General features: G+C 69.3%; 21 protein-coding genes. 14 read left to right on the top strand and 7 right to left on the bottom strand.

Translation table 11 applies throughout. From position 1 onward, the window contains the following. Position 1: 1 nt before the first annotated feature. From Q0C57_RS02620 to Q0C57_RS02610, 3 genes are all read right to left on the bottom strand, one after another. The gene (locus Q0C57_RS02620) at positions 2 to 1,333 is read right to left on the bottom strand and encodes a TIGR03808 family TAT-translocated repetitive protein (RefSeq protein ID WP_296571673.1); all 1,332 of its coding nucleotides are present in this window, start codon (positions 1,331 to 1,333) and stop codon (positions 2 to 4) included. 72 nt (positions 1,334 to 1,405) lie between these two features. Beyond that, on the bottom strand, positions 1,406 to 2,074 hold the full coding sequence (locus Q0C57_RS02615) for a pyroglutamyl-peptidase I (RefSeq protein ID WP_296571670.1): 669 nt from the start codon (positions 2,072 to 2,074) through the stop codon (positions 1,406 to 1,408). Positions 2,075 to 2,310: 236 nt separating this feature from the next. After that, positions 2,311 to 3,495 carry an aminotransferase class I/II-fold pyridoxal phosphate-dependent enzyme gene (locus Q0C57_RS02610; RefSeq protein ID WP_296571667.1) on the bottom strand — a complete coding sequence of 395 codons (1,185 nt, stop codon included), beginning with the start codon at positions 3,493 to 3,495 and terminating at the stop codon, positions 2,311 to 2,313. A 163-nt stretch (positions 3,496 to 3,658) separates the two neighbouring features. Between Q0C57_RS02610 and Q0C57_RS02605 the strand changes: the two genes are divergently transcribed. Both Q0C57_RS02605 and Q0C57_RS02600 read left to right on the top strand, forming a co-directional pair. After that, entirely contained in the window at positions 3,659 to 5,029 is a 1,371-nt protein-coding gene (locus Q0C57_RS02605; protein WP_296571664.1) for a M48 family metalloprotease, read from the top strand. 11 nt (positions 5,030 to 5,040) lie between these two features. Then, the gene (locus tag Q0C57_RS02600) at positions 5,041 to 5,814 is read left to right on the top strand and encodes a DsbA family protein (protein ID WP_296571661.1); all 774 of its coding nucleotides are present in this window, start codon (positions 5,041 to 5,043) and stop codon (positions 5,812 to 5,814) included. A gap of 149 nt (positions 5,815 to 5,963) precedes the next feature. Here Q0C57_RS02600 and Q0C57_RS02595 read toward each other — a convergent pair whose 3' ends face one another. Then, entirely contained in the window at positions 5,964 to 6,368 is a 405-nt protein-coding gene (locus Q0C57_RS02595; RefSeq protein WP_296571660.1) for a nuclear transport factor 2 family protein, read from the bottom strand. A gap of 159 nt (positions 6,369 to 6,527) precedes the next feature. Between Q0C57_RS02595 and Q0C57_RS02590 the strand changes: the two genes are divergently transcribed. The 4 genes from Q0C57_RS02590 to folK all read left to right on the top strand — a co-directional run bounded on the left by Q0C57_RS02590 (position 6,528) and on the right by folK (position 8,803). Continuing rightward, complete coding sequence (locus Q0C57_RS02590) at positions 6,528 to 6,911, top strand: DUF2267 domain-containing protein (protein WP_296572128.1); 384 nt, start codon at positions 6,528 to 6,530, stop codon at positions 6,909 to 6,911. A 268-nt stretch (positions 6,912 to 7,179) separates the two neighbouring features. Further along, positions 7,180 to 7,947, top strand: a complete 768-nt coding sequence (gene folP / locus Q0C57_RS02585; RefSeq protein ID WP_296572125.1) for a dihydropteroate synthase — start codon at positions 7,180 to 7,182, stop codon at positions 7,945 to 7,947. Further along, positions 7,944 to 8,312, top strand: a complete 369-nt coding sequence (folB, locus tag Q0C57_RS02580) for a dihydroneopterin aldolase (protein ID WP_296571658.1) — start codon at positions 7,944 to 7,946, stop codon at positions 8,310 to 8,312. The genes folP and folB overlap by 4 nt, the downstream gene beginning before the upstream one ends. Further along, complete coding sequence (folK, locus tag Q0C57_RS02575; protein ID WP_296571656.1) at positions 8,312 to 8,803, top strand: 2-amino-4-hydroxy-6-hydroxymethyldihydropteridine diphosphokinase; 492 nt, start codon at positions 8,312 to 8,314, stop codon at positions 8,801 to 8,803. The genes folB and folK overlap by 1 nt, the downstream gene beginning before the upstream one ends. Here the strand turns inward: folK and Q0C57_RS02570 are convergent. Together Q0C57_RS02570 and Q0C57_RS02565 are read right to left on the bottom strand one after the other, a co-directional pair. Continuing rightward, a complete protein-coding gene (locus Q0C57_RS02570) occupies positions 8,800 to 9,582 on the bottom strand; it encodes a class I SAM-dependent methyltransferase (protein WP_296571655.1) in 783 nt (260 codons plus the stop codon). The genes folK and Q0C57_RS02570 overlap by 4 nt on opposite strands. Further along, the gene (locus Q0C57_RS02565; protein ID WP_296571653.1) at positions 9,582 to 10,388 is read right to left on the bottom strand and encodes a sugar phosphate nucleotidyltransferase; all 807 of its coding nucleotides are present in this window, start codon (positions 10,386 to 10,388) and stop codon (positions 9,582 to 9,584) included. The genes Q0C57_RS02570 and Q0C57_RS02565 overlap by 1 nt, the downstream gene beginning before the upstream one ends. A gap of 162 nt (positions 10,389 to 10,550) precedes the next feature. On the opposite strand from Q0C57_RS02565, the gene Q0C57_RS02560 reads away from it, so the two are divergent. The 8 genes from Q0C57_RS02560 (at position 10,551) to Q0C57_RS02525 (ending at position 19,229) form a co-directional block, all read left to right on the top strand. Then, positions 10,551 to 12,536 carry a methylmalonyl-CoA mutase subunit beta gene (locus Q0C57_RS02560; RefSeq protein ID WP_296571650.1) on the top strand — a complete coding sequence of 662 codons (1,986 nt, stop codon included), beginning with the start codon at positions 10,551 to 10,553 and terminating at the stop codon, positions 12,534 to 12,536. A gap of 10 nt (positions 12,537 to 12,546) precedes the next feature. Further along, positions 12,547 to 14,694, top strand: a complete 2,148-nt coding sequence (gene scpA / locus Q0C57_RS02555; protein ID WP_296571647.1) for a methylmalonyl-CoA mutase — start codon at positions 12,547 to 12,549, stop codon at positions 14,692 to 14,694. A gap of 152 nt (positions 14,695 to 14,846) precedes the next feature. Further along, positions 14,847 to 15,836, top strand: coding sequence for a tripartite tricarboxylate transporter substrate binding protein (locus tag Q0C57_RS02550; protein WP_296571644.1), 990 nt, complete (start codon positions 14,847 to 14,849; stop codon positions 15,834 to 15,836). A gap of 64 nt (positions 15,837 to 15,900) precedes the next feature. After that, positions 15,901 to 16,374 (top strand): tripartite tricarboxylate transporter TctB family protein, encoded by a 474-nt coding sequence (locus Q0C57_RS02545; protein WP_296571641.1) that lies wholly within the window; start codon positions 15,901 to 15,903, stop codon positions 16,372 to 16,374. A gap of 10 nt (positions 16,375 to 16,384) precedes the next feature. Beyond that, on the top strand, positions 16,385 to 17,887 hold the full coding sequence (locus Q0C57_RS02540; protein WP_296571638.1) for a tripartite tricarboxylate transporter permease: 1,503 nt from the start codon (positions 16,385 to 16,387) through the stop codon (positions 17,885 to 17,887). A gap of 83 nt (positions 17,888 to 17,970) precedes the next feature. After that, positions 17,971 to 18,225 (top strand): hypothetical protein, encoded by a 255-nt coding sequence (locus tag Q0C57_RS02535; protein WP_296571636.1) that lies wholly within the window; start codon positions 17,971 to 17,973, stop codon positions 18,223 to 18,225. A gap of 179 nt (positions 18,226 to 18,404) precedes the next feature. Beyond that, positions 18,405 to 18,878, top strand: a complete 474-nt coding sequence (locus Q0C57_RS02530; RefSeq protein WP_296571632.1) for an ATPase inhibitor subunit zeta — start codon at positions 18,405 to 18,407, stop codon at positions 18,876 to 18,878. 45 nt (positions 18,879 to 18,923) lie between these two features. Then, positions 18,924 to 19,229 (top strand): hypothetical protein, encoded by a 306-nt coding sequence (locus Q0C57_RS02525; RefSeq protein ID WP_296571628.1) that lies wholly within the window; start codon positions 18,924 to 18,926, stop codon positions 19,227 to 19,229. A 24-nt stretch (positions 19,230 to 19,253) separates the two neighbouring features. Here Q0C57_RS02525 and Q0C57_RS02520 read toward each other — a convergent pair whose 3' ends face one another. Continuing rightward, a complete protein-coding gene (locus Q0C57_RS02520; RefSeq protein WP_296571625.1) occupies positions 19,254 to 20,501 on the bottom strand; it encodes an alpha/beta hydrolase in 1,248 nt (415 codons plus the stop codon). Positions 20,502 to 20,627: the final 126 nt, after the last annotated feature.

The raw sequence follows: 20,627 nt of genomic DNA, 5'->3' as shown, positions 1-20,627 counted from the left end.
CTTAGCGCACCCGGTTGCCGGAGACGCTGAGCTGGGCGAAGCGGCCGACGCCCTCGCGGGCCATGTCGCCGGTCACCGGCCGCTTCCATTCCATGCCGACCACGGCGCCGATCCGGGCGCCCTGCACGAGATTGTCGGCGATCAGCGCCTGTCCCGCGCCGGGCACGACCGAGACGGCAATGCCCACCGGCGCACCCTTGATGACATTGGCAGTGACCGACAGGTCGCGCATGTACTGGCCCCAGCCGAGCTGGATGCCGGCGGTGGGGGCCCCCTCGATGACATTGGCGGAGATGGCGGCATCGGCCTCGGCCGAGATGCCGATGCCTGCGGGGTCATGCGGATCGGTTCCGGCGGGGCGCCGGTTGACGAGGTTGCGGATGATGTTGCCATGGATGTTGGCGAGCCGGCCGCCATGGTTGAAATTGGTGGCGACGATGCCGAGAGCGGCACCGTCGATGATGTTGTTGGCGACCACCGCGCCCTCGAAGCCGAATTCGATATAGACGGCGACCTCGCCGAGGGCGGCGCAGTTGTTGCCGGTGACAGCGACATTCGCCGCGCCGTTGGCCCGCACGGCCGAGAACGCCGCGCCGCGGATGCGGTTGCCGGTGACGGTGACGTTGCCGGCGCGGAAGACGTTGATGGCATTGCCGTTCTGGCCCGATCCGCCGTCGCGCGCACCGATCTCCTCAATGCGGTTGCCCTCGACGATGGTGCCGTCGTCGCCGGCGATGGTGCGCCAGACGAGGATGCCGTTATTGGCGGCCGAGCGGATGGTGTTCTGCGCCAGGGTCAGGCCGCGGCTGTCGAGCGCCACGATGGCAGCCTTGGCGACGCCGGAGACGGTGTTGCCGCGCACCAGTCCGTCGATCCCCTCGAGGACGATGCCGTGGTGGCTCGAACCGGCGATCTCGCAATCCTCGACGCGGACACCGCGGCCGTGCTCGAGCACGATCAGGCCGCGCTTCTCCGGCAGGGGCTTGCCGTTGCCCTCGATGACGAGGCCGGACAGCGTCACCATGTCGGCCCGCTGGGCCGAGAGACAGGCCGTCCCGCCCTGGAACACCAGGCGGGTGGCACCGCGCACGCCGAGGATCTGGGTGTTGGCGGGAAGCCGGATCTCGCCGACCTTGTAGGCGCCGGGGGCGAGGCGCAGCGGCATCCGCGAGCCGGCGGCCATTTCCACGGCGCGCTGCAGGATGCGGGTCTGGTCTTCCGCTGCGCCGGGCTTGAGGCCGAGGGACGCCGCGTCGAGCGTCGCTGCGTGGACAGAAGCCGGCAGGGCGAGGGTGGCAGCGGCAGCGAAGAGGAATGAACGGCGGGCGAGCATGGGGCACTCCGGGTGTTGCGGAGATCAGCGCAAGCACCGTGCCGGAGCGACCTGTGCCGGAACGGGATGGCCCTAAGGCCGCTCCGGCTGGGCCCGCAGCCTGCGCACTGGCTTCGCCAAACAGGCGGGACGGCCGGTGATCGCCAGCGCCGCCGTCCGCGCCACAGCGGCAAGGTCGTCGGCCGTCATTCGACGGGAGAAGGCACCTCTGGCCGAGCGGCCGGCCTTGAGCGGCAGCGGCACATGGACGAAGAGCGCGCGCTGCGTCCGGCCCTGCGCGACGGCCTCCAGCGCCAGCCAGTAGGAGAAGTTGCAGAGATATTCGCCGGCCGAGGGCGAGGGGCGGGCATCGAGGCCGGCGCGCTTCAGCCGTGTCGCCAGCGGGCCGGTGGCGAAGGTGGTCGGCAAGCGCCACGGCGCGTCGGCCCGAATGTCGGAGGTGGGATGGAAGGCGCCGGAGGCGTCCGGCACCCGTCGTGTCGTGACATTGTGGGCATGCTTCTCGATGCGGACATGGCCGGTGCGGCCGGCAAGGCCGAAGAGCAGCACGGCGTCGGGACGGTGCCTGGCGATGAGCGCCGGCAGGTCGCGGGCGACCTCGGCATAGACCGTGTTGAAGACGTGGCCGACGATCTTCACGCCCGCAAGGTGCTGCGTGGTCACGGCCGCCACCATGGCGGGCGTCGGGTTGCGCTCCCAGCCGGGGAAGGGGCCGAAGCCGGTGACGAGGAGCGTGGTCATAGTGGCGGGTCTCACTGCAGCGCCTCACTCGACCTCATCTGCCCTGCATCGGGCAAGGGTCTTCGGACTGCCAGACCGTTCCGGTCGATAGCGTTACAGGTTCCGTCATGCCCGGGCTCGTCCCGGGCATCCACGAATTCCTCGAAGGGCGGTGGTCAAGTCGTGGATGCCCGGGACGAGCCCGGGCATGACGGCGTGGTGATGCGCGCTCAGTTCGCAGCGTCGATGCGGTCGCACTACCGCAACCAAGCCCCCAGCCGCTTCACCGCCTCCTCCATGTCCGCCGTCGAGCCGGCGAAGGAGAAACGGATGGCCTGCAGCCCGCCATAGGGGTCGAAATCCGGCCCCGGCGTCGCGGCGATCCCCGTCTCGGCCAGCATCCGCCGGGCGAAATCGAGGCTGTCATTGGTGTAGCGCGAGACGTCCGCATAGACGTAGAAGGCGCCGTCCACCGGCAGCAGCCGGTCAAGCCCGGCCTTCGGCAGGCCGTCCAGCAGCACCCGCCGGTTGGCGGCATAGCCGGCCTTGATCACCTCCAGTTCCGCCGTCGCCTCGAATGCCGCGAGGGCGGCCACCTGACTGAGCTGCGGCGCCGAGATGAACAGGTTCTGCGCCAGGCATTCGACCGAGCGGGCGAGGCTCTCCGGCACGATCATCCAGCCGATGCGCCAGCCGGTCATGCAGTAATATTTCGAGAAGGAGTTGATGACGATGACGTCCTCGCTCGTCTCCAGCGCCGTGTGGCAGGGCATCTCGTAGGACAGCCCGTGGTAGATCTCGTCGGAGATGAAGCGGATGCCCATCGCCTGCGCGGCCTCCACCAGCGCCTTCAGGGCCTCCGGCGTCATCATCGTGCCGGTGGGATTGGCCGGGCTGGCGATGAGGATGCCGTCGAGCCTCTTCTTCGCATGTTCGGCGGCCAGCATGTCCGGTGTCACCGCATAGCGCGTCGCCGCCGTCGTTTCGATGAACACCACCTCGCAGCCGAGCGCCTCCAGAATGTTCTTGTAGGCGGGGTAGCCGGGGCTGGCGATGGCCACCCGCGCGCCGGCCTCGAACAGCGCGAGGAAGCTCAGGATGAAGGCCGAGGAGGAGCCCATCGTCACGGCGATCCGGCCGATCGGCACCTCGACGCCGTGCGCTTCGGCATAATGGCGGGCGATGCGCTGCCGGAGCTCGGGAATGCCGAGCGCCAGAGTGTAGCCGATCTGGCCGCCCGTCAGCGCGTCGGCCGCCGCCTTGCGAATGCTCACCGGCGTCGGTGCTGCCGGCTGGCCGACCTCCATATGGATGACGTTCTGGCCCGCCGCCTCGGCCTTCGCCGCCGCCGTCATGACATCCATGACCAGGAAGGGCGCGACGGAGCCACGCCGGGTGGGGGTGAGGATCTGGCGGGCAAGGCCCTCGCGCGTCATGGTCATGTCATCCCGGCCGGCTTCTGCGTCATGGTTTCGCCCCCTTGGCCATGCAAGAGGACCGCCAAGCGCCTATCACACGGGGCGGGCCGGGTCACCGCTCTCTCCCTGTTGTGACCGGCCCCCGAATTGACCCCCAACGGCCTGCTCCTTAGGGTTCCGAGCGATGATGTCGTTCAAGTTTCCGATCCGTGCCGTGGCTGTCGCCCTCGCCGGCCTGATGGCGGCCATGCCCGCGGCCCATGCCCAGATGCCCGGCGGCCTGCCGATCATCCGCGACACGGAGATCGAGAACCTGCTGCGTGACTATGCCCGGCCGCTGTTCCGTGCCGCCGGCGTCGGCGGCAGCCAGACCAATGTCATCATCGTCAACAACCGTAGCTTCAACGCCTTCGTCGCCAATGGCCGGCGCATCTTCATCAATGCCGGCGCCATCCTCGATTCGCGCACCCCGAACGAACTGATCGGCGTCATCGCCCACGAGACCGGCCATATTGCCGGCGGCCATCTTGCCCGGCTGCGCGAGGCGGTGGAGCGCGCCCAGATCATCGCCGCCCTTGGCATGATCGTCGGTGTGGCGGGCGCCGCGGCCGGAGCCGCCAGCGGTCGCTCCGGCGTCGGCGAGGCGGCGCCGGGTGTTCTCACCGCCGGGACGCAGATCGGCATGCGCTCGCTGCTGTCCTACCAGCGCGGCGAGGAAGCGGCCGCCGACCGCGCCGCCATCACCTATCTCAACGCCACCGGACAATCGGCCAAGGGCATGGTTGAGACGTTCCGCCGCCTGCACAACGACACGATGTTCATCGCCCGGCATGTCGATCCCTATACGATCAGCCATCCCATGCCGGCCGACCGCATCGCCATCATCGAGCCGCTGGCGCGGGCGAGCCCCCATTACGACAAGCCCGATCCGCCGGCGCTGAACGCCCGCCACCAGCTGGCGCGGGCCAAGCTCGCCGGCTTCCTCGACCGGTCCGATGCCATCACCCGGCGCTATCCGCCCTCCGACACGTCGCTGCCGGCCCGCTATGCCCGCACCATCCAGATGTTCCGCTTCGGCGACCGTGCCCGCGCCGTCGCCATGGCGGACGAACTGATCCGTGCCCAGCCCAACAACCCCCATTTCCACGAGATCAAGGGGCAGATCCTGCTGGAGACCGGACAGCCCGCCGCCGCCATGGGGCCGCTGCGCCGCGCCGTCTCGCTGGCTCCCAATGCCGGCCTCATCCGCATCATGCTCGGCCACGCCCTCGTCGCCTCCGGCAACAATGCCGTGCTCGACGAGGCCATCCGCGAGCTGCGGCTTGCCCTCCAGCGCGAGCCGGAGGCCGGCGACGGCTACCGCCAGCTCGCCATCGCCTATGGCCGCAAGAACGATCGCGGCCAGGCCGACCTGGCGGCGGCGCAGGCCTCCTACTATTCCGGTGATCTCCAGACGGCGCGCGGCCTCGCCCGCCGCGCCCAGGGCTCGCTCCCGACCGGTTCGCCCGGCTGGCTGATCGCCGAGGACATCTATAATCAGCGCCCCGTGCGCAACTGAGGATCCCTGTCATGTTCAAGCGCCTGATCGCGCCGGCCTTCGTGGCCCTTCTTGCGGTGGTCGGTCCGGTCCTCGCCCAGTCCGCGCCACCGACCGCCGACGAGCGCGCCCGCATCGAATCGATCATCCGCGACTACCTCTTGAAGAACCCCGAGGTCCTGCAGGAAGCGCTGGTGGAACTGGAGAAGCGCCAGGCCCAGGCCGAGGACCGCGCCCGCGCCGCCGCCTTCTCCGCCAACCGCCAGGCGCTTTATCGCGCGCCGAACCAGGTCGTGCTCGGCAATCCCCAGGGCGACGTCACCCTGGTCGAGTTCTTCGACTACAATTGCGGCTTCTGCAAAAGGGCGCTGGCGGAGACCCTGGAACTGCTGCGCTCGGATCCCCGCCTGCGCATCGTCCTGAAGGACTTCCCCGTTCTCGGCCAGGGCTCGATGGAGGCCGCCCAGGTCGCCGTCGCCCTGAAGATGCAGATCACCCCGCCGAAATATCTCGAATTCCACCAGAAGCTGCTCGGTGGCCGTGGCCAGGCCAATGGCGCCCGCGCCCTCGAGGTCGCCCGCGAGGTCGGCGCCGATATGGCCCGCCTGCAGCGTGACATGCAGTCTCCGCAGGTGCGCGACACGCTGGCCGAGAACATGCGCCTCGCCGAAACGCTGCGCATCAACGGCACGCCGACCTATGTGGTGGGCGACGAGGTCGTCGTCGGCGCCGTCGGCCTGGAAAAGCTGCGCGAGAATCTCGCGCGGGCGCGCGTCGCCTGCGCCGCCCAGCCCAATATGTGCTGAGGCGGATGGGGCGCCCGCGATGGTCGGCCGCGCGCCTTGAAGCTCGCAGCTGCCAGATGCAGGGCCCCCGTCAGACCCGATCACGAAAAAGGGGACCCGCAAGGTCCCCTTCGCCGTTCAGGTCCGGATGGGCAGGGAACGGCCGCCCGTCACTCCCGCACGTCGTAGCGATAGGCCTTCGACACGATCCGCCAGCCGTCGGTGAGCTTCAGCAGCACCAGATAATCGGTGAAGAAGCGCGGCGGCAGGGCGCAATGAACCTTGACGAAGGCGGTGGCCTCGTCGGCGCGGTCCATCGTCACGATGAAGTCGTGGCGCGCCTGGCCCTGCGATTGCGCCGAAGCGCGCTTGGCGACCCGCTCCATCCAGTCTGGCACGGTCAGCACCTGCAACTCGCCCTTGTCCTGCCAGCGCAGGTCGGCAGTCGGATGGAAAGCGGCACTGAGCTTGCCGACGTCGCTCTCGTAGAGCCCGTCGAAATAGAGCTGGATCACCGCCTCGACGCTGGAACGGTCATAGGCGGCGGCCGGCTTCAGGGCTTGAACCGCGGTCATGGGGCATCTCCTCGGGCTTGAGTCTCGCCGCAGCAAAGCACAGGCGGCGGGCCGGCGAAACCATGACCGGCGCTTGCCCCCCGCCTGCCGCTTGGCCATAGTGCGCCGCGATCGACGGGGCATGCCAGCCGAAGCCGTCGAAGCCGGGAGACCATCATGATTCAGGAGCTCATCAACCGCGTCGCGGCCGCTGCCGGCATCGACGAAGGGCTCGCCACCAAGGCCGTCGGCATGATCCTCGGCTTCCTCCAGAAGGAAGGACCGCAGGCCCAGGTCCAGCAGATGCTGGCCGCGCTACCGGGTGCCGAGGCGCTGATCGCCCAGGGCGAGGGCGAGGGGGGCGGGGGCCTGATGGGCATGGTCGGCGGCCTGATGGGCGGCGGCATCATGGGCCTCGGCGCCAATCTGATGGGCGCCGGCCTCGACATGGGCCAGATCTCGACCGTCGGCAAGGAACTGATGGCCTTCGGCCGCGAGAAGGCCGGCGAGGACGTGATGGGCCAGATCGTCGCCGGCACGCCGGGCCTGTCGCAGTTCGTCTGAGCTTTGGGTCGCTCGCCGCCCGCCGTTTCACCTCTCCCCGGCGGGGAGGGGTATGGGCGCGGCCGGCCTCGCCCGTCGGTCATCGCATCACGCTCCGCGTCAGGCCCTATGCCAACGGGCAGGAGGGGCAGCGAAGCGCCGGCCCGGTATTGACAGGGCGGGGGGCTTGGCGTCCAAGGCAGGCGCCATGGCGCCATCGCATCATCCAGATCCCCTCCCGCACGGCGGGCCGCTCGGCCGTTTCCTCAAGGAAGACCGCCCGGCGGTGATGGGCGTCCTCAACGTCACGCCGGATTCCTTCTCCGACGCGGGGCGGTTCTTCGACCCCCTCGTCGCGATCCGCCATGCCGAGCGCATGGCGGCCGCCGGCGCCGACATCCTCGACATCGGCGCCGAATCCACCCGGCCTTATGGCGGCGCGCAACCAGTGGACCGCGACGCGGAGATCGCCCGGCTCGCCCCGGTCCTGCCCGAGGTCGTCAGGCTCGGCCTGCCGGTCTCCATCGACACGATCAAGGCCGATGTCGCCCGCTGGGCCCTCGATCAGGGCGCTGTCATCGTCAATGACGTCTGGGGCCTGCAGCGCGACCCCGCCATGGCGCCGCTGGTGGCCGCGCGCGGCGTCCCCGTCATCGTCATGCACAACCGCGACGCGGCCGATCCCGACCTCGACATCATCGCGGATGTCCTCGCCTTCCTCGCCCGCTCCGTCGCCATCGCCGAGGCCGCCGGCATCGGTCGCGACCGCATCGCCATCGATCCCGGCATCGGTTTCGGCAAGACGCCGCAGCAGAGCATCGAGACCCTGGCCAGGCTCGACCGGCTGGGGGCCCTCGGCCTGCCCATGCTGGTCGGCGCCTCGCGCAAGCGCTTCATCGACCTCATCGACCCCTCCAGCGTCGACGAGCGCATCGGCGGATCGCTCGCCGCCCATCTTCTCGCCATGCAGGCGGGAGCCGCCATCATCCGCGCCCATGACGTCCGCGAGACCGTCCAGGCGCTGAAGGTGGCGGCCGCCATCAGGAAGGCCGCATGAGCGACCGCATCTTTCTCACGGGCCTGCTGGTCCATGCTCATCACGGCCTTCTGTCGCATGAGAGCGAGGTCGGCCAGCGCTTCGTCATCGACCTCGATCTGGCGCTCGATCTGTCGGCCGCGGCGGCGAGCGACCATCTCGCCGACACCGTCTCCTATGCCGATGTCGCCGCCGTCACCGTCCGCACCTTCAAGGCGCGCAACTTCAAGCTGCTCGAAGCCGCCGCCGGGGCGGTCGCCGATGCGATTCTGTCCGCTTTCCCGCCGATCACGGCGGTGACCGTCACCGTGCACAAGCCGCATGCGCCGATCGCCGCCATCTTCGACGATGTCGGCGTGGTGATGACGCGCCGGCGCCCCGCCTGATGTCGCAGGCGCTGATCGGCCTCGGCGGCAATGTCGGCGATGTCCGCGCCACGCTCGATCGTGCGGTCGCGGCCTTCTGCGACGGCGCCGACGTGCGGCTCCTCGCCCGTTCGGCCGATTACCGGACACCGCCCTGGGGCGTCACCGACCAGCCGGCCTTCGTCAATCTCTGCCTCAAGGTCGCGACGGATTTGTCGCCGCGCGCGCTGCTGAAGCGGGCGCTGGCGGTGGAGGCCTCCCTCGGCCGCGATCGCGCCTCCGGACGGCGCTGGGGCCCGCGCCCGGTCGATATCGACATCCTCGCCTATGATGACGTGGTCCTCGACGAACCGGACCTGCATCTGCCGCATCCGCGCATGACGGACCGCGCCTTCGTCCTGGTGCCGCTGGCTGAAATCGCGCCGGACTGGGTGGTCGGCGGTCTTGGCGTCGCCGATCTTGCAGCCCGCATCGACACGGCGGGCGTCACCCGCCTGCCTGACCGCGCCTAGGCGAAGCTGACGCGCGCGCGCCCCTGCGGGCTGACCCGGATATGCGCCGCCGCCAGCATCTGCGGCATGACCTCGACGAAGGAGATATCGGTGGCGTCGAGCGCTGCATCGAGAGCCCCCACCATGGCCGATCCGCGGCGGGCGATGAGGAGGTCGCTCATGTCGGTGCTGGTCAGGGCGACGGGGACGAAGTCGGCGCGTTTCATGAAGTTGCCCACCGCTTCGAGCACGCCGAGATTCTGGTTCATGCCCTTCTGGCTGTGGCAGCAGTCATTCAGCATCATGACGCCGTCGGCGGCGAGCAGGTGCTGGTAGTAGAGCAGGTCGCGCAGCACGTATTCGTACTGGTGGTTGGCGTCGACATAGATGAAGTCGAAGGCGCCGTCGCCATGGCGGTCGCGGATGCGGGCGAAGGCCGGGACCGTGTCGTCGCGGATGATCTCGACGTCCCCGCGTCCTTCGAAGCGCTGGCGGGCGACCTCATAGGTGCGGTCGAAGGTCGCCTGGTCCGAGAGGCTGCCGCCGAAATAGCGCTCGAAGGCGGTCAGCGGCAGAATCCAGGGCGGGAGCTTGTCGAAGTGCGAATAGGTCGCGAGCGCTTCGGCGCTCCAGGCATCGACCAGCACGGCATGGCGGGTGCCCAGGACCTCCATCAGCCGGGTGGCATTGTCGCCCTTGTGGACGCCGAGCTCGATCATGGCCGGCTGGCGGCCGAGCGTCGCGAAGGCTCCGGCGACGACGTCGTAGAGGCGGGCGCGGGGGCAGTCGACGACCTTCATCACGCGCTCCCCTGCGCCGCGGCGGCATGGGCCGTGGCCGGACGGATCCAGGGCGCCTCGCCGCTGTCCCACAGGCCCTCGAGCAGCTTCAGCGCCCGCAGCGTGTCGGCGGCGAGCCAGAAGCCCTCGTGCCGGTAGGCGCCAAGGCGGCGCTCGTTGGCGAGGGTCTCGAACAGGCCGTTGAGCGTCGCGCCGCGGGCGGCGAGGGCCGGGTGGTCGAAGGCGGCGGGATCGAAGACGGCGAAGCCGCCATTGATCCAGCCCTCGCCGATCTGCGGCTTCTCGACGAAACCCGCCACCTTGTCGCCGTCGAAGCGGATGCCGCCGAAGCGTGAGGGCGGCCGCACGGCCGTGACGGTGACCAGATGGCCGCGGCGGCGATGCTGCGCCATCACGGCATGGACGTCGACGTCCGAGACGCTGTCGCCATAGGTCACGATGAACGGCTCGCGGCCGATGAGTTCGCGCAGACGCATCACCCGCTCGCCCGTTTCCGTATGCAGTCCGGTATCGACGATGCGCACCCGCCAGTGGTCGTCCGCGCCGCCGGTGCGGGCGATCTCGCGCCGACCGGCATCGATGGCGATGTCGCCGGCCGTGTCCACCTCGTCGAGGAAGAAGCGCTTGATCTTCTCCCCCTGCTGTCCCGCCGCGACGACGAAATCGTCGAAGCCCTGCAGGCAGAACGACCGCATGATGTGCCAGAGGATGGGACGGCCGCCGATGTCGAGCATCGGCTTCGGCGCCAGGTCCCCGTCGGCCGACATGCGCGTGCCGCCGCCACCGGCCAGGATCACGACCTTCATGCAAACCCCGCTCGCGCCTGTTGGTTCGCCTGCAGTTCTGCGGCGATCATGGTTAAGGCTGGGTAAAGGCGGCGCGCCGGAACGGGTTTGGGACCTATCCGTGGCATCGCTCCGCCCAAAGGACGCCTTCCAGCCGGCGCGCCTTCGTGGCATCGAAGCGCCATGACGACAGCACCGACCCCGCCCGCCACCCCGCTCGCGCTCGCCGCCGAGTTTCGGCCCGCCACCGAGGCGCAGTGGCGCGCCGCCGTCGACGCGGTGCTCAAGGGCAAGCCCTTCGACAAGGTCCTGGTCGGCCGTACCGCCGACGGGATCGCGATCCAGCCGCTCTATCCGCGCAAGGCCGGCGCGGCGCCGCTCGCCGGCCGCGCGCCCGGCCTCCCCTGGACCATTACCCAGCGTGCCGACCACCCCGATCCCGCGGTCGCTAATGTGCAGGCGCTGGAAGACCTCGCGGGCGGCGCCTCCGGCCTCGTCGTGGTCACGCGCGGCGCCATCGGCGACCGCCGCGGCGACGCCATGGTGATCGACGGCCTCGCCGACCTCGACGCGCTGCTCGCCGGCGTGATGCTCGACCTCATTCCCGTCCGGATCGACGCAGGCACCTCGGCCGGTCATGTCGCGGCCATGCTGGCGGCCATGGTGGAGCGTGACGGGCGCGACCCGAAGAGCCTCGCCATCGCCTTCGGCATCGATCCGATCGGCGCCTTCGCCCGCCGCGGCACGCTGGAGAGCTGGGAGGGCGCCGCCGCCAAGGCGAGCGATGCCGTGCTTGGCCTGCGCGCGCGCGGCTTTGCCGGAACGCAGCTAGCGGCCGATGGCCGCGTCATCCACGACGCCGGTGGGTCGGAGGCCCAGGAACTCGCCTATGTTCTCGGCACCGCCGTCCAGTACTGGCGCATGCTGGAGGCCGCCGGCCTGCCGCTCGCCGAGGCCCTTCAGGCCATCTCCGTCGTTCTGTCCGCCGATGCCGACCAGTTCCTCACCACCGCCAAGCTGCGCGCCATGCGCAAGCTCTGGGCGCGGCTGCAGACGGCTGCCGGCCTGATCCCTACCCATCTCGACCTCCATGCCGAAACGGCCTGGCGCATGGTGACCAAGGTCGATCCGGCCGTGAACTGGCTGCGCACGACGACGGCCGTCTTCGCCGCGGGCATCGGCGGCGCCGATCATGTCGTGGTCGAACCCTGGACGGCCGCTATCGGCCTGCCGGACGGTTTCGCCCGCCGGATCGCCCGCAACACCCAGCTGATCCTGATCGAGGAATCCAATCTGCACCGCGTCGCCGATGCCGCGGCCGGCGCCGGCGGGATCGAGGCACTGACCGACGAACTCTGCCAGCGCGCCTGGGCGCTGTTCCAGGCGTGGGAGAGGGAAGGGGGGATCGTCGCTGCTCTCTCCGCCGGGACCGTGCAGGCCGCCGTCGCCGGGATCCGTGCCGAACGGGCCATTGCGGTCGCGAAACGGCGCGAGCCGCTGACCGGCGCGTCCGAGTTCCCGAATGTCCACGAGGCCGTGCCGGAGGTGCTGACCCCACCGGCGCGCGAGACGCGGCGCGGTGCCGCCCTCGTCGACCTGCCCGAGGCCGGCCGGGGCGAGCGCTTCGCGGCGCAGGTCGAGGCCTTCGCCGGCGGGGTCATCCGCGCGGCGCTGTCGCGGGCGAAGAGCGACACGGTCTTCGTCGACCGGCTGGCGCCCATCCGCCTCGCCGCCCCCTTCGAGGTCCTGCGCGCCGACCTCGATGCCATCGCCGCAGAAACCGGCACGCGGCCGAAAGTCTTCCTCGCCGTCATCGGACCCGTCGCCGCCTTCACGGCGCGCGCCGCCTTCGCCCGCAACCTCTTCGAGGCCGGCGGTTTCGACGCGCCGATCCCCGAACCTTTTGCCGATGCCGGCGCCCTGCTCGCCGCCTTCGCAGAGAGCGGCGCAGCCATCGCCTGCCTGTGTTCCTCTGATGACCTCTATGCCACTGAAGCGGTGGAGGTCGCATCGGCGCTCAAGGCGGCCGGTGCCCGCCAGCTCTGGCTCGCCGGCCGTCCCGGCGACATGGAGGACCGCCTCAAGGCTGCGGGCGTCGACGGTTTCGTCTATACTGGCGGCGACGTGCTGGCCGTCCTGAAGGCCGCGCGCGCGGCGCTGGATGCGTGAGGATAATGCCATGACCCGCATCCCCGACTTCACGACCATCGCCTTCGCCGACGCCGCGGCCCCGGCCACCGGCGGCGCCAGCTGGCTGACGCCGGAGGAGATCGCGGTGCGCCCGGTCCATTCCGAGGCCGACCTCGCCGGCATCGATTTCCTCGATACCTTTCCGGGCATCAAGCCGTTCCTGCGCGGGCCCTATCCGACCATGTACGTCAACCAGCCCTGGACGATCCGGCAATATGCCGGCTTCTCCACGGCCGAGGATTCCAACGCCTTCTACCGGCGCAATCTCGCCGCCGGCCAGAAGGGCCTGTCGGTCGCCTTCGACCTTGCCACCCACCGCGGCTACGACAGCGACCATCCGCGGGTGTCCGGCGATGTCGGCATGGCGGGTGTCGCCATCGATTCCATCTACGACATGCGCACCCTGTTCTCCGGCATTCCGCTGGACCAGATGAGCGTGTCGATGACCATGAACGGTGCGGTGCTGCCGATCCTCGCGCTCTACATCGCCGCGGCGGAAGAGCAGGGCGTGCCGCAGGCCAAGCTTTCCGGGACCATCCAGAACGACATCCTCAAGGAGTTCATGGTCCGCAACACCTATATCTATCCGCCCAAGCCCTCGATGCGGATCATCTCCGACATCTTCGCCCACACGGCGAAGGAGATGCCGAAATACAATTCCATCTCGATCTCCGGCTATCACATGCAGGAAGCCGGGGCGACGCAGGACCTCGAGCTCGCCTACACCCTCGCCGACGGTGTCGAATATATCCGCGCCGGCATCGCCGCCGGCATGACGGTGGATCAGTTCGCGCCGCGCCTGTCCTTCTTCTGGGCCATCGGCATGAATTTCTTCATGGAGGTGGCGAAGCTGCGCGCCGCCCGCCTGCTCTGGGCCAAACTCGTCAAGCCGTTCGACCCGCAGAGCGACAAGTCGCTGGCCCTGCGCACCCACAGCCAGACCTCCGGCTGGTCGCTGACCGCGCAGGACGTCTTCAACAATGTCGTGCGTACCCAGATCGAGGCCATGGCCGCGACGCAGGGCCATACCCAGTCGCTGCACACCAACGCCCTCGACGAGGCCTTGGCCCTGCCCACCGACTTCTCCGCACGTATCGCCCGCAACACCCAGCTCTTCCTGCAGCAGGAGAGCGGCACGACCCGCATCATCGATCCCTGGGGCGGCTCGCTCTATGTCGAGCGCCTGACCGCCGATCTCGCCGCGAAAGCCTTCGAGCATATCCAGGAGGTCGAGGCCCTCGGCGGCATGGCCAAGGCCATCGATGCCGGCATCCCCAAGCTGCGCATCGAGGAGGCCGCCGCCAAGACCCAGGCGCGCATCGATTCCGGCGTCCAGTCGGTGATCGGCGTCAACAAGTTCCGCCCCGACGGCGAGAAGCCCATCGACGTGCTGAAGGTCGACAATTCCGCTGTGCGGGCCTCGCAGATCGACAAGCTCAAGCGCCTGCGGGCCGAGCGCAATCCGGCCGAGGTGCAGGCGGCGCTGGATGCGCTCACCGCCGGCGCCGCCGGCAACGGCAACCTCCTCGCCCTCGCCATCAATGCCGCCCGCGCCAAGGCCACGGTCGGCGAGATGTCGGATGCGATGGAGAAGGTGTTCGGCCGCCACAAGGCCGAGATCAAGGCCATTTCCGGCGTCTACAAGCGCGAGGTCGGCGCCATGAACGAGAATGTCTCGAAGGTTCAGGCGCTGGTCGAGGCCTTTGCCGAGAATGAGGGCCGCCGCCCCCGCATCCTCGTCGCCAAGGTCGGCCAGGACGGCCATGACCGCGGCCAGAAGGTCATCGCCTCCGCCTTTGCCGATCTCGGCTTCGACGTCGATATCGGACCGCTCTTCGCCACGCCCGCCGAGGCCGCCAAGCAGGCGATCGAGAACGACGTCCACTGCGTCGGCGTCTCCTCGCTCGCCGCCGGCCACCTGACGCTGGTGCCGGAGCTCAGGGCGGAGCTGGAAAAGCAGGGCCGCGACGACATCATGATCGTGGTGGGCGGCGTCATCCCGCCGCAGGACTTCGATGCGCTCTATGCCGCCGGCGCCTCCTCCATCTTCCCGCCGGGAACGCCCATTGCGGACGCCGCCATCGACCTGATGGACAAGCTCAACGCCAAGCTCGGCTACGTGCAGGCGGCGGAGTAGGGACGACCGCCGGTGCACGGCGGACCGCAACCCTCCCCTGCCGCGGCCATATCGACCGACCGAAACGGTTGAACTGCTCGCCATTCCGGTGCAGCCTGCCATACCAGATACGAGCCGGATCAACCGGCCTCATCGATCAAGGGAGGATCACCATGACTGATTTCACGCGCCGCCACCTCATGGTCACCGCCGCCGGCGTTGGCCTCGCCTCGCAGCTTGCCGCACCGGCAATCGCCCAGACGTTCCCCGTCCGTCCCATCACGCTCGTCGTGCCCTGGGGCGCCGGCGGCGGTACGGACGCCACGGCCCGCATCGTCGGCTCGCTGATGGAGAAGGAATTCGGCCAGCCGGTGAACGTCGTCAACCGCACCGGCGGCTCTGGCGTCGTCGGCCATTCGGCCATCGCGACCGGTGCTGCCGACGGCTACACGATCGGCATGATCACGGTGGAAATCACCATGATGCACTGGCAGGGCCTGACCCAGCTCAACCCCGACAGCTACACGCCCCTCGCCCTGATGAACGAGGACCCGCCGGGCGTGCAGGTCTCAGCCTCCAGCCCCTACAAGGATCTCAAGGCCCTCGCCGATGCCATCAAGGCCAATCCGGGCAGGCTGAAGGCCTCCGGCACCGGCCAGGGCGGCATCTGGCACCTCGCCCTCGTCGGCTGGCTTGGCGCCATGGGCCTGCCGGCCAGCGCCGTGCCGTGGGTGCCCTCGAACGGCGCCGCTCCCGCGATGCAGGATCTCGCCGCCGGCGGCATCGACATCGTCACCTGCTCGGTCCCCGAGGCCAAGGCCATGCTGGATGCCGGCCGCGCCAAGTCGCTCGCCATCATGGCGGCGGCGCGGAACCCGCAGTTCGCCGATGTGCCGACGCTGAAGGAGGCGATCGGTGTCGACTATACGGTCGGCGCCTGGCGCGGCATTGCCGCGCCGAAGAACCTGCCGGCCCCGATCGCCGAGCGCTATACGAGCGTGCTGAAGAAGATCAACGAGTCCAAGGAGTTCCGCGACTTCATGGCGGCCCGCGGCTTCGGCGTGAAATGGGCTGATGCGGCCGGCTTCGCCAAGTTCATGGCCGACGGCAACGCCTCCATGGGCGTCGCCATGAAGGCCGCCGGTCTCGCCCGCTCGGCCTGATCCTTCCTGCGGAGCGGCCCCCGCCGGGGCCGCTCCGTCCATCTCGGAGGCGAGGGCATCCCCCGTGCGGTTCAACGATCTCGTCAGCGGGGCGATCCTCATCGTCGTCGCCGTCATCGTCATCATCCTGACGCTGCGCTTTCCGGAGTTTCCCGGCCAGAACTATGGTCCGGCCGTCTTTCCGCGCCTGCTCGCGGGTCTCCTGATCCTCTGCGGCCTGGTGATGGTCATCCGCGGCTTCACGGCCTGGCGGGCGGGCGAGCCCCTGGCCGTAGTGCCGTCCTGGGCGCGTGATCCCGCCAACATCGTCTCCGCCCTGCTCGTCATCCTCGCGGCCCTCGCCTACATCTTCCTGCTCGACACGGTCGGTTTCGTCCCGCTGACCCTCGTCGTCCTTCTCGTCCTCTTTCTCTGGTTCAAGGTCCGCGTGCCGGTCGCCGTCGTCACCGCGCTGGTGGCGGCCTTCGGCATCAACTGGTTCTTTGCCAGCATGATGCGCGTGCCCCTGCCGCGCGGCCTGATGGACTGGATCCTGTGAGGAGCCCCCGATGACCGTCGACATCCTCCTCCAGGCCTTCGCTCTGGTGTTCCGCTGGGACGTCATCCTCATCATCATCGCCTCCGGCCTGTTCGGCATGTTCGTCGGCGCCATGCCCGGGCTCACCGCCACCATGGCGACGGCGCTGCTCATCCCGGTGACTTTCTTCATGGACCCGGTGCCGGCGCTGGGTGCCATCGTCACCGCCACCGCCATGGCGATCTTCGCCGGCGACATTCCCGCCGCGATGCTGCGGATGCCCGGCACGCCCGCCTCTGCTGCCTATACGGACGAGAGCTACCTGATGGGCCGGAAGGGGCAGCTCGACCTCAACCTCGGCACCAATCTCGTCACCTCGGTTCTCGGCGGTCTCATCGGCGTCGCCATCCTGGTGCTTGCCGCGCCCGCCCTCGCCGAATTCGCCCTGGCCTTCTCGAGCTTCGAATATTTCTGGCTCGCCGCCCTCGGGCTCACCTGCGCGGTGTTCCTCGCCACCAACGATCCGCTGAAAGGCTTCGCCTCGCTCTTCCTCGGCCTCGGCCTCGGCACCATCGGCATCGATCCGGCGGCGGGCTTTCCCCGCTTCACCTTCGGCACGGTGGAACTGATGCAGGGGGTCAGCTTCATCCCGGCGATGATCGGCATGTTCGCCATTTCCGAACTGCTGCGCGGCGTCACCAGCATGCAGGGCTCCGGCGAGGTGGTGCTCCAGCAGGTCGGCAACGTCTTCAAGGGTGTCGGCGGCGTGCTGCGCCGCTACTGGGTCAATTTCCTGCGTGGATCGGGCATCGGCGTCGTCATCGGCGCCCTGCCGGGCGCGGGCGCCGACATCGCCGCCTGGGTCTCCTACGCCGTCTCCAAGCGCTTCTCGAAGGAGCCGCAGAAATTTGGTACCGGCCATGTCGAGGGCATCGTCGATGCCGGCGCAGCCAACAATTCCGCCATTGCCGCAGCCTGGATCCCCGCCCTCGTCTTCGGCATTCCCGGCGATTCCATCACCGCCATCGTTATCGGCGTCCTCTATATGAAGGGCATGAATCCGGGCCCCACCGTGTTCCTGCAGAACCCGCAGCTCATCTATGCGGTGTTCATGATTTTCGTCCTCGCCAACCTCCTGATGCTGCCGCTCGGCTGGGCGATCATCAAATCGGCCAAACAGGTGCTGCGGGTGCCGAAGAACATCCTGCTGCCGATGATCCTGATCTTCTGCGTCGTCGGTTCCTATGCCATGACCAATTCGGTCTACGGCATCATCATCATGCTGGTCCTCGGCATCTTCGCCTTCATGCTGGAGGAGAATGGCTTTCCCATCGCGCCGGTCATCCTTGGCCTGGTTCTGGGCGAGATGTTCGAGCAGAACTTCATCACCTCGATGATCAAGTCCGACGGGTCGTTCCTCGCCTTCTTCGCCCGGCCCATCGCCGGCATCCTTGGCGTCGCGACCATCGCCATCTGGCTGATCATGCTCTGGCGCATGGGACCCTGGTCCAAGGCCAGGCCCGCGGCGGTGTGACGCCCGCCGCTGCGGCGAAAAGCGGCTGGTGCGGCGGTCGGTGATCGGCGACAACCTGTCGCCCGATTGCCACCGTCATCGCCATGCTGACCACGCTCAACGTCGTACTCGACCTCCTCATCGCATCGGCTGCCTGCCTGTCGGCCTGGTTCTGGTGGATCGCCAGCCGCCAGCGCGTCCGCCGCATCAGCCGCAACGAGGAGCTCGATGCGGCCGACATGAACCGCATCGTCACGACGCTGAACCGCACGCAGATCCTCAATTCCCGCGCAGCGCTGTTCACCGCGCTCGCCGCCCTGATCGCCGCGCTCCGGATCATCATCGGCGTGCTCTTCTAGCCACGACCGGCGCCAGCGGCTGCCTGCGCCAGCTTGTCGCGCGCCCTTTTCCCCGGCATGGCGAAACCCCAAATCCCGGCTCGTCCCGTGGTCCGGGCCCCTCTGGCGAGCGCCTGGCCGGCGCTCTCGCGATGTCGGACCGTTCATCGACATCGTTTGCCGGCCCGGAGGACTGCCCGATGCGTGGCCAAGCCGCGTCCCACCTGCATGGCTCTGCAGCCAACCACCCGGGCACGCCCGTCGACGCCGCCCCGGCGGGCGCGGGACGGCCCGCCATCCGTCCCGCGGGGATCACGGCGGATGCCGCCCGGACGGCCATGGCGACCAGCCCGAGCCGGCAGAGGCGTGGCGAGACCGGGCCGCTGCTGGACTGGTGCCTGGACGCAGATACCCGTGACCATGTCATCGCCCGCCGCAACGTCCTGACCGGGCTCTGGGCGGGCCACCTTCTCGGCCTGACCGGTGCGGATCTCGCGCGCTATGCCGCCAGCATGCACCGCGCGGATTTCGAGGTTCCGGGCGATGCCGACATCGTTGCGGCACTGCTGCGCGACTTCGACGGGGCCGGGCTGGTGATGACCGAAGGCACGGTGCGCCAGACGCTCGCCGCCTTCCACCGCCAGGCGCTCGTCCAGACCCATTGCACCGACTGATTCCCTTTGCCACGCCGGCCGTCCCGGCACCCGGAGCCCATTGCCATGACCAGTTTCCTGATGTCCCTCGTCTCGTTCTTCCTCCTCCAGCCTGTCGAGCAGGCGATCACCGCCCAGTTGGCCAGCGCCCAGGCGCCCCCGGCCATCGTCCAGCAGGTCGTCACCTGCACGCGCGAGGCCGCGCCCGCCGCCGTCGATCGCGTCACCTCGGATCCGGTCTGGGCGGTGTCGACCGCCTTTGGCCTGTGGATGGGCAGCGAGAACGCCGAAACGGTGTTGATCAGGGTCGCGCCCAGCTGCGACACCGCGCTGCAGGCCGCCCGACCCTTCCTGAGGGGGACGCGGGCCTGACGCGGCCCGGAGCGGCGCCTGGCTTCAGTCGATAAGAGCCGGCGCAGCGCCGCCGGTGCCGCCTGCGGCCGGCAGGGGCTCCGCGGTCACGGCCCGCGCCGCCTCGGGCTGGTCGGCCATCGGCCTCTGCTCCTGCGGCGGCCTGAGTTCGGCGGGGAGGGGCGGGGCCTCGGCGACCTGCGGCAGCAAATCCTCGATCACCGGCTGCTGGCTGATCTTGCCGCCGATCAATCGGACGATCTCCGGCGCCTCGGCGAAGGTGCCGTGGCGGACGAGGTCGGTCCAGCCCGTCGCGCTCATGGTGAAGACCCGGACGCCGAGCCCCGATATGACGCGGCGATGCTCGGCATTGCGCACGTCCAGCGCGCCGACGCGCTGGCGGTCCCAGGCGACCGTCGACGACACCGCCAGGGCCCGGTCGTCCGACTGCACGAAAAGCGAGACGCGCGAGGGACGCGAGATGCGGGCCATCTGCTGGCGGAAGACCTCGACGTCGAGGTCGGGTGCCGCCAGGATCACCTCGCCGAGCCTTCCGCTCAGGTCGCCATTGCCGGCGATGGAGGCCTGCCGCAACGCCTCCATGGTCAGGAAGGCGCCCATGGAATGGGCGAGAATGTGGATGCGGGCGACGCCGGGCGTGCGGCCGAGATCGGTCAGCAGCCGGTCGAGCGCATCGCGTGAGGCGGTCGCCACCTCCCGGTCGCCGCCATAGGCGAGGACACGGCGATAGCTCGGCCAGGTGAACAGGACTTGCGTGCCGCGGAAGCCGCCATCGGCCGCGACCTGCACGATCCGGAAGGCCGCCTCGTCATAATCGGTGTTGAAACCGTGGACATAGACCAGGACATCGCGCTGGTCCTGAGCCTTGCCGTTCACCGACGCCGCCACCTGCCGGCGGAAGGCCTCCGGCGTCAGCGCCTCGCGATCGGTGAGGACCGCATGGCGCCGCGGGCTCTCGGGTGTGATCTGGGGTCGCGGAATGGTGCCGGTGGCCCGGCCCGGCGGCATGCTCACCGCCTGCCGGTAGAACCGCGCGCGCTCGGCGGAGGGGGCACCAAGCGTGTCGCCGGCAAAGGCGGGGCGGGTTGATGCGACAAAGACGGAGGTACTGGTCGGCGGCGCGGCCGGCGCCGTCAGCCCGCCGAGGGAGCCGGTGACACCGGTCAGCCCCGTGCCGACGCAGCCGCCGAGGGCCAGCGCCACGACAACGACGCCTGCGAGGCGAAAGGCGGGGAACGGGGCGGCGACGGGGGTGGTCGACGGCTCGGGCATGCGGGATGAGGCTCGGCGGTGGGGGCGGGCGGTGCCGCAAAGGACGAAAAGGGTGACAAGCGGGAGCGGAGCCACGCGATCCGAGACGCTTAGAAAGCGCAGATGGCCGCAATGGGGCGGGAGGAA

Source organism: Phreatobacter sp. (assembly GCF_022843985.1).
In the GTDB taxonomy this organism is placed as follows: domain Bacteria; phylum Pseudomonadota; class Alphaproteobacteria; order Rhizobiales; family Phreatobacteraceae; genus Phreatobacter.
The sequence above is the reverse complement of the archived record's forward strand: the minus strand, read 5'-3'. Positions and strand labels throughout refer to the sequence as shown.

Coding starts and splice junctions, on each gene's coding strand:
- Q0C57_RS02620 (WP_296571673.1), bottom strand. CDS start 1,333: ATGCTCGCCCGCCGTTCATTCCTCTTCGCTGCCGCTGCCACCCTCGCC.
- Q0C57_RS02615 (WP_296571670.1), bottom strand. CDS start 2,074: ATGACCACGCTCCTCGTCACCGGCTTCGGCCCCTTCCCCGGCTGGGAG.
- Q0C57_RS02610 (WP_296571667.1), bottom strand. CDS start 3,495: ATGACCATGACGCGCGAGGGCCTTGCCCGCCAGATCCTCACCCCCACC.
- Q0C57_RS02605 (WP_296571664.1), top strand. CDS start 3,659: ATGTCGTTCAAGTTTCCGATCCGTGCCGTGGCTGTCGCCCTCGCCGGC.
- Q0C57_RS02600 (WP_296571661.1), top strand. CDS start 5,041: ATGTTCAAGCGCCTGATCGCGCCGGCCTTCGTGGCCCTTCTTGCGGTG.
- Q0C57_RS02595 (WP_296571660.1), bottom strand. CDS start 6,368: ATGACCGCGGTTCAAGCCCTGAAGCCGGCCGCCGCCTATGACCGTTCC.
- folP (WP_296572125.1), top strand. CDS start 7,180: ATGGGCGTCCTCAACGTCACGCCGGATTCCTTCTCCGACGCGGGGCGG.
- folB (WP_296571658.1), top strand. CDS start 7,944: ATGAGCGACCGCATCTTTCTCACGGGCCTGCTGGTCCATGCTCATCAC.
- folK (WP_296571656.1), top strand. CDS start 8,312: ATGTCGCAGGCGCTGATCGGCCTCGGCGGCAATGTCGGCGATGTCCGC.
- Q0C57_RS02570 (WP_296571655.1), bottom strand. CDS start 9,582: ATGAAGGTCGTCGACTGCCCCCGCGCCCGCCTCTACGACGTCGTCGCC.
- Q0C57_RS02565 (WP_296571653.1), bottom strand. CDS start 10,388: ATGAAGGTCGTGATCCTGGCCGGTGGCGGCGGCACGCGCATGTCGGCC.
- Q0C57_RS02560 (WP_296571650.1), top strand. CDS start 10,551: ATGACGACAGCACCGACCCCGCCCGCCACCCCGCTCGCGCTCGCCGCC.
- scpA (WP_296571647.1), top strand. CDS start 12,547: ATGACCCGCATCCCCGACTTCACGACCATCGCCTTCGCCGACGCCGCG.
- Q0C57_RS02550 (WP_296571644.1), top strand. CDS start 14,847: ATGACTGATTTCACGCGCCGCCACCTCATGGTCACCGCCGCCGGCGTT.
- Q0C57_RS02540 (WP_296571638.1), top strand. CDS start 16,385: ATGACCGTCGACATCCTCCTCCAGGCCTTCGCTCTGGTGTTCCGCTGG.
- Q0C57_RS02535 (WP_296571636.1), top strand. CDS start 17,971: ATGCTGACCACGCTCAACGTCGTACTCGACCTCCTCATCGCATCGGCT.
- Q0C57_RS02530 (WP_296571632.1), top strand. CDS start 18,405: ATGCGTGGCCAAGCCGCGTCCCACCTGCATGGCTCTGCAGCCAACCAC.
- Q0C57_RS02525 (WP_296571628.1), top strand. CDS start 18,924: ATGACCAGTTTCCTGATGTCCCTCGTCTCGTTCTTCCTCCTCCAGCCT.
- Q0C57_RS02520 (WP_296571625.1), bottom strand. CDS start 20,501: ATGCCCGAGCCGTCGACCACCCCCGTCGCCGCCCCGTTCCCCGCCTTT.